Genomic DNA, 14272 nt, shown 5'->3' with positions numbered 1-14272 from the left:
AATTTATTTTTCTAGGAATACGTGCAGAGATTTTATTCTTTCTCCTTCAAAAATGGCTACATCCATTCCCAGCTGAGCAACAGAACCTCCTTCCGGACCGGCTCCCCAGATTAATCTTCCCATGTCAAAATTGATATTGGCATCTTTTTGTATGGTAAAGATAAAATTGGGCGGCATTTGAGAAATTACATGGTCTACCTGTTTATTAATGTCTTCATAACCTTTGGTGACTTCTCCGAATTCTACTAAAACACAATCTTCTGCATAAAGTTTTTTTATACTTTCAAGACGCTTTTCAGAATCTTTTTCGTTCCACACCTGGGCAATATTCTGCTCCATTAACTGTACTAATACTTTGTTCATTTTTTTTAAATTATTGATTAACGATTAACTCACTGTAAAAGGTGATCAGATTTTGTTTTAAACTTTCGGGATGATATAAGAAAGCGCACCTGACGGGCATTTATCAATTTGATTTTTCAACTCATCCATCCCTGCATTTTCCGGGCTGATCCAGGGGTGATTTTGAACATTATATACTTTTGGTAATAATTTAACACAAATACCTGCATGTTCACATTTTTTAGGTTCCCATACCACTGAAATAGCCTTATTATTAGTGTAAACTTTTTTATCCATGATTTTTTATAGTTATGTTTTTAATCTAAATAAGGAGGAAACAGTTTGTCAATAATTAAAGATTAAACCGTCTTTTTTGAATGATCGGTATTACTTTTTCCCCGATTAATTGAATAGAGTTCATTAATTGCTGGTGTGTAAGTCCGGCATTGTCCATCTGGAAGGTAAAACGATCGATGCCGCCCAAAGCCTCACTATGACGGAATAATTTTTCAGCAACCTGTTCAGGCCCGCCTACAACCAAAACGCCTTCAGGAGCGATTAATTTTTCAAAATGAGCCTTTGTCACCGGTGGCCAGCCACGTTCAGCACCAGCTTTTGTCCATAATTCCTGATATCCCGGAAAATATTCTTCAACCGCTTTTTCAGAGGTTTCCGAAACGTATCCCGGAGAATGCAGGCCAACTTTCAGTTCTTCAGGCTTAAAACCGGCTTTTTTCCCTGCATCACGGTACAGATCAATCAAAGGGCGGAAGTTTTTGGTCTGTCCGCCAATAACCGCTACCATTAAAGGAAGTCCTAAAGTACCTGCTCTTACAAAAGATTCCGGTGTTCCGCCAACCCCTAACCATACTGGTACTTTCTCCTGAATGGCTCTGGGATATACAGGTTGATTATTCATCGCTGGTCTGAATCTTCCTTTCCATGTCACAAACTCATTATCACGGATTTTAAGCAAAAGCTCTAATTTTTCTCTGAACAAAGCATCATAATCCTGCAAATCAAAACCAAAAAGCGGATAAGATTCAATGGCAGAACCCCTGCCAACTGTAATTTCTGCGCGTCCTTTAGAAATCAAATCCAAAGTAGCAAAGTTTTGATATACCCTTACAGGATCATTGGTACTTAATACCGCCACAGCACTTGTTAACCGGATATTTTTAGTTTTTGCCGCTGCTGCCGCCAAAATTACCGCCGGTGCCGAATCTAAAAATTCCTTTTTATGATGTTCACCAATTCCGAAGATGTCCAAACCGGCCTGATCTGCAAGCACTATTCTTTCAATCAGCTCTTCCATTGCCTGTACGCTTCCCAATGTTTTGTTTCCGAATAATGCCGATGCGAAACTATCTATCCCTATTTCCATAGTCATTTTTATTTTTTTTACTAAAACCCTTTATTGGTTATTGCTTTTCAATTGCTAAATTGTTATTGCTTTCTATTTTCTTCATTCTTTAAATTACTTTCCAAAAGACATAGGTGATCTGTTTTGTATTTAAAAATACCTGACATGATAAAACTTAAAATTTAAAAAAATGAACAGTCTTTTATACTTGATAATAAAAGAAGGAGAAGCAGGGGTTTACTTCTCCTCTTCAGAGGTTTTAATAGTTCTGCTTTTTTGTTTTTAAAACCTCTTCCACTAATATGTATTTTAAAGAAGATGCGTCAGCAGGAGGGTTGTTTATTTTTTCAACACGAACTTTTAATTCATACTCATAACCGGGTTGATAGCTAAATCCCTCAATGTTGTTATAAAAATATTCATAATCACCTGTTTTATTTTCTTTCACCAACATACATTTCATTTTTCTCACACCGGCAGAACAGTCCTTTTGTTCCGAACTTATATAGAGTGTTTTAATATCTGTTCCAGAGGTAAGACCGGAACATTGCGTGATAGTAACTCCCAGAGTAACCATTGCAGCTGTTTTTATAAAGTTTTTCATCATAACCATTTATTTAACAATAATTATTTACTATTTTTTAATTAGTTCACTTTTTAAATACGACCCAAATGTCCATTTTAATAAGAATTAATTTCTTTGATAGGTCCAATACGTCCATTGTTGGCCATTGAAGGTACACATCATTTTGTTAGTAGGGTCATAAACTATCATTCCTGCAGATGGGTTGATAATATTAGTTTGTGGAGCAGTTACTTTAGGCAAGATCATTACCTTGGTAGTAGATTCCAACACTACAGCACCAGTAGCTGTAGTTGTTTTAGCTCCTAAAATGGTTTGTTTTCCACTTTCAGTTCCAGTTGGTGGTGCAGGAATCTTTGCACCCGTAGGTTTTGTTGCCGCTGCTGTTAAATTGATATAAGTAGAACCATTGTAATACTTCATCATCAAATTAGAACTGGTATCAAAAAATAAAGTTCCTACCGATGGTGCTCCTGGTATACTAGGTGAAGAAATCCATGGCACGATTAATCCTTTGTTTTGATTCGAAAATTCTAATAATACACTTGGATTGTTTTGGGTAGGACTTGTCTTTATCCCCACCATGGTGTGATCTTGTGCTTGGAGGTTTATTCCCATCCCCAAACTAAGTAAAACGAATAGTATAATCTGTTTTTTCATTGTATTTATTATTTGGGGTTATTGACAGGATTGTACATCAAAGGCTTTCCAGCCTGTATTTGCGCCATCTACTACATAGATGTTTATTTTGTTGGTCGTAATATTGTAAACAGTCATTCCTTCAACCAAATTAGCAGCAGGAATTGCAGCAATCTGTACTTGTGTTAATCTATTCAGTACAAAACCACCCGCCTTAGATTCTATCACCATGTCTGCCCCTTTGTAACTATTTTGCCAGTTTGCTGTTGCATTACGATTGGTGATAGTAGACACCGCAGCTATAGGATTAAGCCCACCGGTCGTTGTCGTTGGATTTTTGTAGCAGGGCACACAGGTAGTAGACACGGTAAAGGTACCCACTGGGGAGGAACACAGATTATCATTGTCATAATAATAATATTTGTATGTTCCTACGGGTAAGTTATAGGTTTGTGTAGTATCAGGTGTTATTACGTTTCCGCTATTATCTGTAATATATACAACGATATTGGGTGAAAGTACAGCAGTATGCTTTACGGCAACGGTAGCACCGGGGGCAGACCCACATGCTAAATTTATAACGCCCGTTGTGCCATTGCCCAAATTGGGGGAGAAGTTATTGCCAGGAGGTGTAGTATCCCCTGCGCCACATAAAAATGAAATATAACTTGCGGATTGGTAATTCCCTGCCACTGCCGGAAACTGCACGGAAATCCCAATACCATTATCGGTATTTGCGTTAGCATCAACGGTGTTATCATACATCATAAATTTATTTGTCTTAATTAATGCCGAAGCTCCCACTCCTGAATAATAAGCTGAATAATAACCCGACCATTTTTGTCCTGACTCATAGATAAAGGCTTCAAAAGCACCATTTTTCTGTACCATAATCGCATCTTTAGTTCCATTGGTCTTGTAGAAGCCCGGTCCATAATCACCTCCGGAAAGGTACGTATCCCAGCCTTGAGCAATAGATATGGGCAAAATTGTGCCATTCGGAGCTGCTACATTTGTTACATTATAGGTTACTTTTACTCTTGTTTCTGGATAGGTATATTCATAAGTTAAGCTATACGGAATATTTACCTGTGCAGTACCGGTTCCAAAAGATAAAGAAAAACTCATGGTAACTCTTTGTACGTTTCCACTGGAATAAGGGATAATTGACGGTGTAGGGAAAACAGTACCGTAATTACCACTATTATCACTATCCATTACTCGTCCACCAAAATATAAATTTTGCATTTTAGCGGCACTTGTAGTACCCGTTGATACCCCACGGTATACCGCTACTCCGTTATAGGAAGTATTACCTCCGGAAGACGGACTAGGAGTATCTATCGGAGCGGTGGGGGTAAACTCATAACCATTACCACTCTGAGTACCGCTGTACATCTGATAGACCCCTTTGTAACGTACCATGATATTGCCGTAGGTTGTAAAGGTGATCTCCATACCATCGGAACCATTAGACTGTGCTCCTTTTCCCTTGTTCATGGTATAGCCTATCACATCTCCATTATTTATAGGAGTAAGCGGTCCTATCTGTCCCAACGCTATTGTGCATGCAAATAAAAAGAATGCAAGGTTCAATATTTTTTTATTAATCATATTAAGTAGTTTTAAAAGTTAAATGTTTTAAAAATCATCATTATAACAGTCGGGCTATTTCGATAATTTTTCTAGTTTCTCTTCTAAAGCTTTAATGCGATTATTTTGTGTTTCTATTTCTTTCTGCAGTTGTTCTGTTTTTTGGTTTTGTAGAGTTATAATTTCTTGTTGTTCTATGACATGTAAGTATAATTCCTCCAGTTTTTCTAGTTGCTGTATAGAAAGCTGGGTAAGATCTACCTTGTATCCATTTTCAGTTTTAGCTACTTCATCAATAGGCGTTACCCCAGGTAAGTGATGGTTTTTCGCTACAAAATCTTTTACTACGCTTAGTGGTGTAAAGTTATATTTCGCATTGATGGTTGAGTTGCCTGTAAAATATTTTTCAAATACATAATCGGCATAGTTGGAAGATGAGGTAATAACATTTCCTGTGGTTTCAATATTTCCTTTTACAAATAATGAAGAAGCTGAAACAGCGTCTCCAGCTCCGGTTCCAATAGCAACTTTTCCTGTGTGGTAAACATTATCTACAAGGGTAGTGGCAGAATTTGTTGTAGCCTGTATATTCCAGATAGAAGAAGCTCCAGCGGCTGGTGTTGCCCATTTTGTTTTTACCACCTTAGCGCTTGTTCCTCCACCGGATTCGGTATCATACATCAGTACCTGGCCGGCTGTGGGCATCACTTTAGGTAAAGCATAAGTGTCGGTCACCAGTCCTGAATTGGATGTTGTTGAAATACCATTCGTGCCATCATACTGTAAGTCGTTAGATATGGCTCTCATTGTTCCTATTTTAACACCATCGTCATCCAGTCCTAAATAAGTGTTTTTTCCTGCGGCAGCGGAAGTATAAGAGTAGGCATATAAGTCTACCCAGCCTAATCCTGAAGCCTTCTGAGTACTACTGGAAAACATACTAATTTTACCTCCTGCTTTATGGGTGTCATTTCCCGAGAATATTTCTGCAACCGGAGCACTATCAGTATTATAATAGCTCAACATATTATAGGTGCGGGATTTGGCCTGGCTTTCACCATTGTTACTGTTTGCGGGTTTTTCATAAATAGAATTGTAATATGAACTATCATTCATATTTAAAATACCTGCTCTTGTACCTGCAAAATTTTGTGCATCCAGTATTGTACTTCCTTTTACGTATAGCTTTTCTGTACGTGCAGGATCCGTAGCTAAGCTTCCTAAAGCTACATTACCGTTTTGATAAATATTTTGTCCATTTGCTGTTGCTGCAGTATTGCTGCCTTGTATATTCCACGGTTCAGTTGGAACAACAGGAGTACCGCCAATCGCCTGCCAGACGGTACCGTCAAAATAGTAATATCCGGCACCGGTAACTTTAGCCGTAGCGGCATTAGTGGTTCCGGAAGCATCCGTTACATAAACAATAGCTCCCTGTTGGTTAGAACCATAGATAGTCTTTGCAATTAGTTGTGCTCTGGTTAAACGGGGAGCAATAAAACCATCGGGTACAGTCTGTTCTCCCGGTTTTCCAACAACATCTAATGTGGCTGCCGGAGTAGATGTATTTACACCTACCTGGGCGTGTATTTTCATGCTTGTGGCAATAATAATAACGGGTAATAATAATTTTTTCATGAAGTTTTTCTTTTATATTGTGAATTAAATAATTTGTTTTTTCTGGTTCAGAACTGAAATACTCATGATGCAGATTTAATAGCCTCCACCGGCACGCTGTCTCAGGTCTGGATTTATATAGCTTTTTCCAAGAACTTTGATGGTAACGGTGGCTTCTCTGAAAGAACCGTTGGTGAATGTAATACGGTATTTAAACGTATCTGTACCTGCAAAGCCAGGTCTCGATTTGTAAATCAGCTTATCGTTTCCACTTACTTTTACTGTACCGTTAGCAGGATTATTGGGTACACTTAAAGTATACCCGGCAATTAATGTCGGATTATAAACATCATTAATCAATGGAAAATGAGGAAAATCAATATTGGATTCTGTCATATAATTATCATCTTCCAGCTGCACAATAGGGACAGACTCTTCATCAAAAGCTAAAAAAGCCACATCAGAAGTTCCTCCAAAAATGTAGCGCATTTTTCTGATCTGTCCTACGTTGGCAGACGTGATTCCGAACTCACTGAAATTGAATGCCAGTAAACGGATCTGCCTGGTTCCGGATGTGGCCGGTGCGGGCGTACCTGTTTCGTAAACTCCCGAGAAATCCGGCTGATATAAGTCAAAACGAAAGGTTGCTAAATGGGGAACTTTTGTACTATTGCTCGTATCAATTGAAGTAGACGACAAAACTGTACCTGATGCATTTAAAAATTCAATCCTGTCTAATCCTGAAGCTGAAGGTGTGGCAATCTGTGAGACAATAAAATCAGGCACACCGTCATTTAATTTGGAAATAATCATAGGAATATCTAAAATAGCTTCTATCATGCCGCCTGCAGAAATATTGGCAATTCCTGTTGACAGATCCAGCCCCTTTTTACCGTCTTCCAGCATTTCCTTAATTCTGGCAGGAGATGAAATATTATATCCATTAAGGTTAGGATATCTTGCAGGCAAAGCAGGAGGTCCTGATGCAGCGGGGGAAATAACAGCCACACTGGCGTTGTTATCCGCAAGCGAACCCACCAGTACAAGATTTACCGCAGGATTGGTTCCGGTACCTTTAACCAATGCATAATCTATTAAGGGAAGTGCTCTGAATTTCTTGGCTGTAAAAGTAGTCCCGGATAATAAATTATCATTTACTCCGGTTGAATATAATATGTTATTATATCTGAAACCTACTAAATTTACCGTCATATCAGGTATTGTAGTGCTTACGGAAGGATCTCCGGAACTGAATAATGCTCCGTTGTACTCTCCGCGCAATCCTGTTACGGGTAATAACTGGGACTTGGCAAGAACACCTATCAATAAAAATGAAAAATATCTTAATTTTATCATGTTGTCAGATTAAAAAATAGAAAATGTCTTTTTTATTACAGTTCACTTAGTTTTTTACCTCAAATACAATATTCATATATGTTTTGCTTGTAACATTAGCATTGGACAGAATTGCATAGGATAAAATCCCTGATGTAGAAATGCTGACATTCGTGAACACGGCGGGATCATAATAGGTAACATGATAGATCAGTTCATCCGGACTTAGAATAGGTATTCCATTGTTGGCTTCAGAGCTTACAGAGGTTGCTGAGGTTGCGGAAGCATTCATTTGGCTTTGATAATTGGCATATAAATTAATAGTCTGTATTCCCGTTAAAAAAACACCGCTTGCATTATAGAGTGGAATATCTACCGGAGGAGAATAGAAAAATTTCGGCATCACCGATTTTGCTGTTTTAATATTATTGGGATCTGCTGTGGCATCGCTGGTTTTTGTGACCAATACTCTGGTATCGTATTTTTTCGCAGTTACAGGCCCTGTGGTAATCTCGGTTGTTTTTAAATTGGCAATCTTAACAGGATCTTTGGTGGTATCCCCAACAACCGTTAAGGGATTTGTAGGGGCAACTGTACCAATACCTATATTATCCTGTGGTGTTGAAGCAGAGGGAAAACCGGGTACACGCCCTAAAACAACAGAGTTAGAAGCACCGACCTGAGAACCTGCCCCAATGGCCGTAGCATAAGTAACTCCTGTTGTTACATTGGATGCCAGTGTAGAAGAATTTCCAAGGAAAGTAGAATAGCTGTGAATAGAAGTTACTGAAGTATTGGAAAGACTTTGCAGGGTATTGGCCCCTAAAGCTACGATGTTTTGAAGCGTCACATTAGAAGCAGCCTGATTATCGTTAGCAGCCCCGGAACCAATGAACGTATTCCCAAGATGGTTGTGATCACCCGATGGTGTTTTCTGTGCGGCATTAGCTCCTATGATGGTATTGTCGGTGGCTTGCAGAAATCCGGCTCCTGCATTGGCTCCTAAAGCGGTATTATTGTCACCAAAAGCTTTATTTAAAGCAAAAGCTCCAACGGCTGTACTGTTATTGGCTCTCTGTTGTACTAAGGACTCATGGCCCAATGCTGTGTTTCCGTTTGTTGTTGTAAGACTGAATAAGGTATATGTTCCGATCCCTAAATTCTGATCCCCCGTTGTGAGATTGGCCAATGAATTATAACCCATTGCTATCGCAGCATTAGCTGAGGTTATTTTATTAAGGGTATTATATCCCATACCAAGATTAAAAGATCCTGTTCCGGCAGAAGTTCCGTTTCCGTTGATTCCGGCATCCATAGTAAGATGATTGGAAGCACCAACCATCCTTAAGTCTATTTTTCCGGATGGTATGCCGATCCAGACATTTCCGTCAAAATAATAATAACCGGGGGTATCAATATTGGCTACCTCTGATAAGCTCGGTGGGTTTCCGGAAGGTGAAGCTGCATCCGTAACAAATACTATGGCACCTTTCTGAGGGGTGTCGTAGGCAGTTGCTGATTTTGCAGCCAGTTCAGATTTAGTAAGCCGGGGAGATATAAAGCCATCAGCAGCAGCAGCGTCATTCACTGTTCCGGATCTTTTCTCTTTTATATCCAGTGTAGCAGCCGGTGTGTCAGTATTAACACCTACTTGAGCATTAGAGAAGGAAACAATAAAAATAAAGGCGATGGAATATAAATTTTTTATCATAAGTTTGGTTATTTTGATAATAGTATCGTGTTTATACAGGTATTTAGTTTTTGAATATGTTTTTATGCTTTATACTGTTTTATCATATATAGATCTTACCACATATGTTGCCGTTCGAATAAACAGGTCAGACTAAATAAAATTTATTTCTGATTGTTTTTTCGGTCTAAAGTCAACCTGCGTTTCAGGCAGTGTAATAATTAAAAGAAATGCTATCGTGAATAAAATAGGTCTCATAAATATTCTCTTGTTTTATCTGAATAAAATTTTTAAAAGAAAGGATTTCATATTGATGAACAGGGATTGGAAATTTTAACAATCAATAGGCACGGATATCTCTTTTCCATTTTGTAATGGTATTCCTGCTGATTTTAAAGTGTAAAGCAATCTGAGAGTTGTTAAGGTTGTTTTTTTTCTGGTAATTCAGTATTTCCAATATGGTATTCATGTCATATGACCTGTGGGGAGTATGTTTCTGCCTGTCATCATTTTCAAAAATAATATCATTAAGTTTGATAATATCCATGGAGTTAAGCTCTTTTTTTAGCAGGTAATAGCTGCAGCGTTCTCTTTTTTCGGGGTACTTTCTGGTAATGATGTCAGAATAAATTTTTTTGTAATCAGGAGTTTTCATAAGGGTATTTTTTAATCCATTTGTATAAGGTAGTTTTGGGAATCCTGTATTCTCTGATGATCTCTTCTTTTGTTTTCTCATTATTCTCAAGCAGTTCCAGGATAAAACTGATGATGTTCTTGGTATAAATATTTTTTCTTATCTGTGTTTTTTGAGGAGGAACATTCTGTTTTTTTTGTTTTATATTTCTTGCAGGAGCAAAAAGAATAAGATGCTGGGAATAAGGCCTGAAAAAATCATATTCCAGTAAACTGCTTATTTTTATTAAAGTTTCCGTATTCAGACTTTGGGAACTGAAGAGGTCTTCAGTTTCTTTTTCATTCAAACCGAGATGGCTGCTTAAAGAAACCGTATCTTTCTTCTGTTCTGCAATTGTTCTGATGAGGGCTCCAATATGTATGTGTTTTAAATCCATAACGTTAAAAAATAGAAAGGCATAATATCTTAGCACATTTTATATTATACCTTTCGGGTGTATATCCGCTTTAAGCTGTTACGATATCTTTCAGCCCGGATTATTATAATTGATTGTGTTTTTACAGGTATAATTTCTTTGGGAACAAAAATCAAAAGAAAGCATGAAATGACATAAAAACAGCAGATATAAATAATGTACATGTCTGATTTTGGCGTATACAAATTGTATACATTAATTTTAAGTAACTGGTTATTAGTGTTTTGTGTTATCCTCTTTTTGAGCAATAAAAATCTGCTTTTGAAACATTCCATTTATATTTGTGCTGTCAATACGGCAGTAAATTTTATTTATGATAAAAAATATCTCTGTTATTTTTATTTTTTTTATGTCTTGCATTGTTTTTGGACAGAGCGATTCAGACAGGCAGCAGCAGCTGGTATACGCCTGCCTTTACAGTAAAGATCTGGATATGGCCAGGCAGCTGATCAGATCAGAGTTTCTTGCTTCAGAAGATCCTTCAAGAAAGGTGATCGGCTATGTTTATCTGAGTGATTATTATACCCTTGCGAAAAATGAAGAAGAAAAGATAAGAGCTCTTGAACATGCAAAAAAGCTGGCACGGCAGACAAAAAATCCTGTTGATATGGCGTATGTTAATCTGGGGTATGCACGTTATTATCAGAACCTTAAGAAAACAGATCTTTTTATAAAATCTATTAATGATGCGGTAAATGTTTTCAGCCGGTATCAAAATGAAAACTTCATGCTTGCGATACTGTATTTTTTGAAAAACCGGTATAAAGTCCAAAATGCGCTTGAAGGCGATTACAGAAGTGATGCGATCAATGCGAAAAACTATGCTTTAAAATCAGGAAATAATGTTTTAATTAATTTCACGTACAGCAACCTGGGGTATTATTACAAAAAAAAATTTAATGATACGGAAGACAGAAAGTATCTGGATTCAGCCAGGATAAGTTACAGTAATTCATTAAAGTACTGCGATCTTATTGAGAATTATGATGCCAGAAAAAAGGGATATGCTGTATATTACCTTAATTATGGCAGTCTGATGAATGCGATGTATCCGGATGACCAGGAAAAGATTCTTAAACTTTATAATACAGCATTGAATTCGATCGGAAATAGCCCGAAACTCACTGAAATTTCCACTTCAATCTATAATAATATAGGTTCTGTTTATGAGAATCTGGAAAATACAGTAATGGCCAAACAGTATTATGACAAGGCTTATGTTCTTTCCAAAGATAATGCAGATATCAATCCGGCAGCTAAACTCACAATTCTTAATAATCTTTCAAGGATCAATGAAGGACAGCATAATTTAGCTGCTGCCCTTGAATATGAAAGAGAAGCCAAAAATCTTATCAACGAAGACAGTGATAAAAGGTACAGTGAAAATATACAAGCATTGGAACTTTTTTATCAGGTAGAGAATAAGAATAATACCATTGAACAGCTTAAAAAAACAAATATTCTATATAACCGTCAGAAATTCCTTTACCTGGCTGTCGCTGTTTTATTTCTGATAGGCATTGCCTTTCTTTATTTTCTGTTCAGATCCCGGCAGAAAATACACGAACAAAAAATAGAGTTGCTGAAAAGAGAACAGGAAATATTTACGATTCAGCAGGAACAATTGGCAAAAGAAACATTGGCTGCCTCGTTACAGCTGGATTATAAAAATCACCTGATCAAAGGACTGGGAGAAAAAATAAAAGAAAGCAGAGGAGATTCCGATCCGGAAATTGATAAGATTTTGAAAGAAGATAAATTGAGTGACCGGGACTTTGAAAATATACAGAGTGTGATTAAAAGAATTCACCCCGGCTTCTTTAAGAAACTTAGTGAAATTTCCAGGACAAAACTTTCCAGCCAGGACCTTAAATATGCTGCCTACATTTATCTGAATATGGATAATCAGCAGATTGCCAATATCCTGAAAGTTGATCCAAAGACTGTAAGAGTAACGAAATACAGGCTGAAACAAAAAATGGGACTGGGCAAAGAAGAAGATCTGAAAATTTTTATACAGAATATCGTTACAAAATAACAGACGGCTTTAGAAATAACAACTTCAACCGTCAGAATAAAATTGTGACTTCTGTTCTGCACGGATAAACTGCAATAGGTTCTGTTTAAAGCTGTAAGTTAAAACAGGGCTGAATATCTTTCTTCAAGGGTTTTGTTGTTTAAAGCTTCCAGGAATTCGGAAAAGTTGTCGGCGATATAATCGGTTTCTTCATACTCAGGCTCTTCCCCAAAATAGATCTTCCCCCAATTATTGGATGAGGTGCCGATTGAAAAATGGGCATATCCGTTTTTTACAGAAAGTATAAAGGGCAGATGAGCATCCCAAAAACGGATGATCTCTTTCCGGATTGTTTCATTACCGTCACAGGCCTCCAGAGACTGCTGTTCAAATTCATTCCAGCTGAATTCATTTTCTGTCCGGGAGCTGTTAAAATCAGCAATACTGTTGAACCATGTCGTATCAGACAGATTGGTAAGCCGTGAAAAAGATTCCAGAAAACTCCTGTAATCTTCAGGAATCTCAGGATAGCGCTTCAGAAAATCTTCGGAAAGTCTTTCATCTGAGTGGCTTTCTATGATAAAATCAGGATGATCTGCTAGTGGATTCATTTTTTTATTATTCTGTGATGAATTCAGTTTCCGTTGTTGCTCCGAGACTTTCCAGCTTTTTAATATCAGCTTCCATCCATTTGAAATAGGCTTCGGAGAATAAGATCCTGGGCTGCTTGCTCAACAGCAGTGCTTCAGGGCCTGAAATATTTAACTCTGCTTTCAGCAGGGAAATTATTTTGATCTTATTGGGGCCTGTATCCGTTATATAAAGTCTTGCTCTCCGCAGATCAGGAGCAGATATTTTTTCTTCATTCTGCCCCTCTTCCGGGAATGACATGCATGCTGCCGCTTCCCGTACCTCGTTCCAGAATTCATTATCCGGAACGCCCTTCAGATAATCCGTTAAAGCATCTTTATCATACTGAATATCCTGAATGTCGTTTAACAGCCTTCCAAACTCCCGGACAGAAGATGCTGCCGTAATGGGGATCCATTCTCCCTGGCCGTGAAAAGCAAAATAAACAGGGAACTGCCGGTCGGATTCTCCAAGATCAATAAAAAAAGGATCATCAAAATAATTGGTGGCTAATACCAGCCAGGTGGATTTAAAATCGCCTGCTTTTAATCCGGACAGATCTTCACCACTGACATTATAGCGGTATCCCTGTTGGAAAAAACAGAGTTCCTCAGGGTTTCCGTAATTTTCCGGCAGTGACATTCCTTCTATCCTGATTTTTGCTTTCAGAAAGTTGTATATATCAATATGTTGGATAATCTCATCATATAATTTACGATTCAGCTGTTGAAAATTCTGTATATCTTCTTTTGAAAATTTTGGGAGAGATTCACGGTCAAAAGGAAACTTCCGCTGCATCCAGTGCATGAGGTCACGGTCCAGAACAGTCAGTTCAGATTCCTGTAAAACACCATAACTGCTTACATATACTTTAGGGTCATTCTCATGAACTGAAATTACTGCCACCTGGCCTCCGGAATCATCCGCAACAGGAATATAGCCCGGCAGATACTGTTCAAAATCATAAGTGTCATACCGCTCCCGTATTTCTTCCTCATCCCGGAATACCCGGCATACATCGTGAACGATTTCTTCAGTATATTTTTTCCGAAATACTTTGATAAAGGCATGCCAATGGGTGGGGAGTTGTTGCTGCATAAGAGTTGATGAGTGCTTTCAAATGTAAATTTAAAAAAATCGCTGGAGAAGCCCATACGATTAAGAAAATATGTAAAGATCTGTATAATCTGCAAGATCAGCGGGAGAAAATGAAAACGTTGTATTAGCTTTTACAAACAAATTCAACAGGACAGAAAATCATAATCAGCAGATATGATCTGTAATCTGCTGATTAACACTTGAGTTTTTTTAAGAGACAAGCTGTACGTTGATAAGTGCCCCTAAGTTTTTAAAA

The 14272-nt window shown here is 37.8% G+C and carries 14 protein-coding genes; 1 reads left to right on the top strand and 13 read right to left on the bottom strand.

Going from position 1 to position 14272, the window contains the following annotated elements:
• Positions 1–3: 3 nt before the first annotated feature.
• The 11 genes from AC106S_RS05325 to AC106S_RS05275 form a co-directional block, all read right to left on the bottom strand.
• The gene (locus AC106S_RS05325) at positions 4–363 is read right to left on the bottom strand and encodes a nuclear transport factor 2 family protein (RefSeq protein ID WP_482438044.1); all 360 of its coding nucleotides are present in this window, start codon (positions 361–363) and stop codon (positions 4–6) included.
• 57 nt (positions 364–420) lie between these two features.
• Positions 421–639: a (4Fe-4S)-binding protein gene (locus AC106S_RS05320; protein ID WP_482438043.1), complete on the bottom strand. Its 219-nt coding sequence runs from the start codon at positions 637–639 to the stop codon at positions 421–423.
• Positions 640–694: 55 nt separating this feature from the next.
• Entirely contained in the window at positions 695–1726 is a 1032-nt protein-coding gene (locus tag AC106S_RS05315; protein ID WP_482438042.1) for an LLM class flavin-dependent oxidoreductase, read from the bottom strand.
• 238 nt (positions 1727–1964) lie between these two features.
• Positions 1965–2312 carry a DUF4377 domain-containing protein gene (locus AC106S_RS05310; RefSeq protein WP_482438041.1) on the bottom strand — a complete coding sequence of 116 codons (348 nt, stop codon included), beginning with the start codon at positions 2310–2312 and terminating at the stop codon, positions 1965–1967.
• Between the two features lie 84 nt (positions 2313–2396).
• Positions 2397–2948 (bottom strand): hypothetical protein, encoded by a 552-nt coding sequence (locus AC106S_RS05305; protein WP_482438040.1) that lies wholly within the window; start codon positions 2946–2948, stop codon positions 2397–2399.
• An 18-nt stretch (positions 2949–2966) separates the two neighbouring features.
• A complete protein-coding gene (locus AC106S_RS05300) occupies positions 2967–4541 on the bottom strand; it encodes a hypothetical protein (protein ID WP_482438039.1) in 1575 nt (524 codons plus the stop codon).
• Between the two features lie 54 nt (positions 4542–4595).
• Complete coding sequence (locus AC106S_RS05295; RefSeq protein WP_482438038.1) at positions 4596–6158, bottom strand: cell division protein ZapB; 1563 nt, start codon at positions 6156–6158, stop codon at positions 4596–4598.
• A gap of 75 nt (positions 6159–6233) precedes the next feature.
• Positions 6234–7493 (bottom strand): Ig-like domain-containing protein, encoded by a 1260-nt coding sequence (locus AC106S_RS05290; RefSeq protein ID WP_482438037.1) that lies wholly within the window; start codon positions 7491–7493, stop codon positions 6234–6236.
• Positions 7494–7539: 46 nt separating this feature from the next.
• A complete protein-coding gene (locus tag AC106S_RS05285; protein WP_482438036.1) occupies positions 7540–9183 on the bottom strand; it encodes a hypothetical protein in 1644 nt (547 codons plus the stop codon).
• A gap of 319 nt (positions 9184–9502) precedes the next feature.
• Positions 9503–9817, bottom strand: coding sequence for a helix-turn-helix domain-containing protein (locus AC106S_RS05280; RefSeq protein WP_482438035.1), 315 nt, complete (start codon positions 9815–9817; stop codon positions 9503–9505).
• Positions 9804–10232 (bottom strand): transposase, encoded by a 429-nt coding sequence (locus tag AC106S_RS05275; protein WP_482438034.1) that lies wholly within the window; start codon positions 10230–10232, stop codon positions 9804–9806. The genes AC106S_RS05280 and AC106S_RS05275 overlap by 14 nt, the downstream gene beginning before the upstream one ends.
• A gap of 388 nt (positions 10233–10620) precedes the next feature.
• On the opposite strand from AC106S_RS05275, the gene AC106S_RS05270 reads away from it, so the two are divergent.
• Complete coding sequence (locus AC106S_RS05270) at positions 10621–12309, top strand: LuxR C-terminal-related transcriptional regulator (RefSeq protein WP_482438033.1); 1689 nt, start codon at positions 10621–10623, stop codon at positions 12307–12309.
• Between the two features lie 98 nt (positions 12310–12407).
• Here AC106S_RS05270 and AC106S_RS05265 read toward each other — a convergent pair whose 3' ends face one another.
• Both AC106S_RS05265 and AC106S_RS05260 read right to left on the bottom strand, forming a co-directional pair.
• On the bottom strand, positions 12408–12899 hold the full coding sequence (locus AC106S_RS05265) for an SMI1/KNR4 family protein (protein WP_482438032.1): 492 nt from the start codon (positions 12897–12899) through the stop codon (positions 12408–12410).
• 7 nt (positions 12900–12906) lie between these two features.
• Positions 12907–14016: an SMI1/KNR4 family protein gene (locus AC106S_RS05260; RefSeq protein ID WP_482438031.1), complete on the bottom strand. Its 1110-nt coding sequence runs from the start codon at positions 14014–14016 to the stop codon at positions 12907–12909.
• Between the last annotated feature and the right edge of the window lie 256 nt (positions 14017–14272).

It is taken from the genome of Chryseobacterium sp. FR054 (genome assembly GCF_056844565.1).
Note: the sequence above shows the minus strand (reverse complement) of the source record. Positions and strands in the feature narration are given on the sequence as shown.

What these genes read in the sequence shown, in the direction of transcription:
- AC106S_RS05285 (WP_482438036.1), bottom strand. Translation starts at nt 9,183, where the DNA reads ATGATAAAAAATTTATATTCCATCGCCTTTATTTTTATTGTTTCCTTC.
- AC106S_RS05295 (WP_482438038.1), bottom strand. Translation starts at nt 6,158, where the DNA reads ATGAAAAAATTATTATTACCCGTTATTATTATTGCCACAAGCATGAAA.
- AC106S_RS05280 (WP_482438035.1), bottom strand. Translation starts at nt 9,817, where the DNA reads ATGAAAACTCCTGATTACAAAAAAATTTATTCTGACATCATTACCAGA.
- AC106S_RS05270 (WP_482438033.1), top strand. Translation starts at nt 10,621, where the DNA reads ATGTCTTGCATTGTTTTTGGACAGAGCGATTCAGACAGGCAGCAGCAG.
- AC106S_RS05260 (WP_482438031.1), bottom strand. Translation starts at nt 14,016, where the DNA reads ATGCAGCAACAACTCCCCACCCATTGGCATGCCTTTATCAAAGTATTT.
- AC106S_RS05265 (WP_482438032.1), bottom strand. Translation starts at nt 12,899, where the DNA reads ATGAATCCACTAGCAGATCATCCTGATTTTATCATAGAAAGCCACTCA.
- AC106S_RS05325 (WP_482438044.1), bottom strand. Translation starts at nt 363, where the DNA reads ATGAACAAAGTATTAGTACAGTTAATGGAGCAGAATATTGCCCAGGTG.
- AC106S_RS05305 (WP_482438040.1), bottom strand. Translation starts at nt 2,948, where the DNA reads ATGAAAAAACAGATTATACTATTCGTTTTACTTAGTTTGGGGATGGGA.
- AC106S_RS05315 (WP_482438042.1), bottom strand. Translation starts at nt 1,726, where the DNA reads ATGGAAATAGGGATAGATAGTTTCGCATCGGCATTATTCGGAAACAAA.
- AC106S_RS05275 (WP_482438034.1), bottom strand. Translation starts at nt 10,232, where the DNA reads ATGGATTTAAAACACATACATATTGGAGCCCTCATCAGAACAATTGCA.
- AC106S_RS05310 (WP_482438041.1), bottom strand. Translation starts at nt 2,312, where the DNA reads ATGATGAAAAACTTTATAAAAACAGCTGCAATGGTTACTCTGGGAGTT.
- AC106S_RS05290 (WP_482438037.1), bottom strand. Translation starts at nt 7,493, where the DNA reads ATGATAAAATTAAGATATTTTTCATTTTTATTGATAGGTGTTCTTGCC.
- AC106S_RS05300 (WP_482438039.1), bottom strand. Translation starts at nt 4,541, where the DNA reads ATGATTAATAAAAAAATATTGAACCTTGCATTCTTTTTATTTGCATGC.
- AC106S_RS05320 (WP_482438043.1), bottom strand. Translation starts at nt 639, where the DNA reads ATGGATAAAAAAGTTTACACTAATAATAAGGCTATTTCAGTGGTATGG.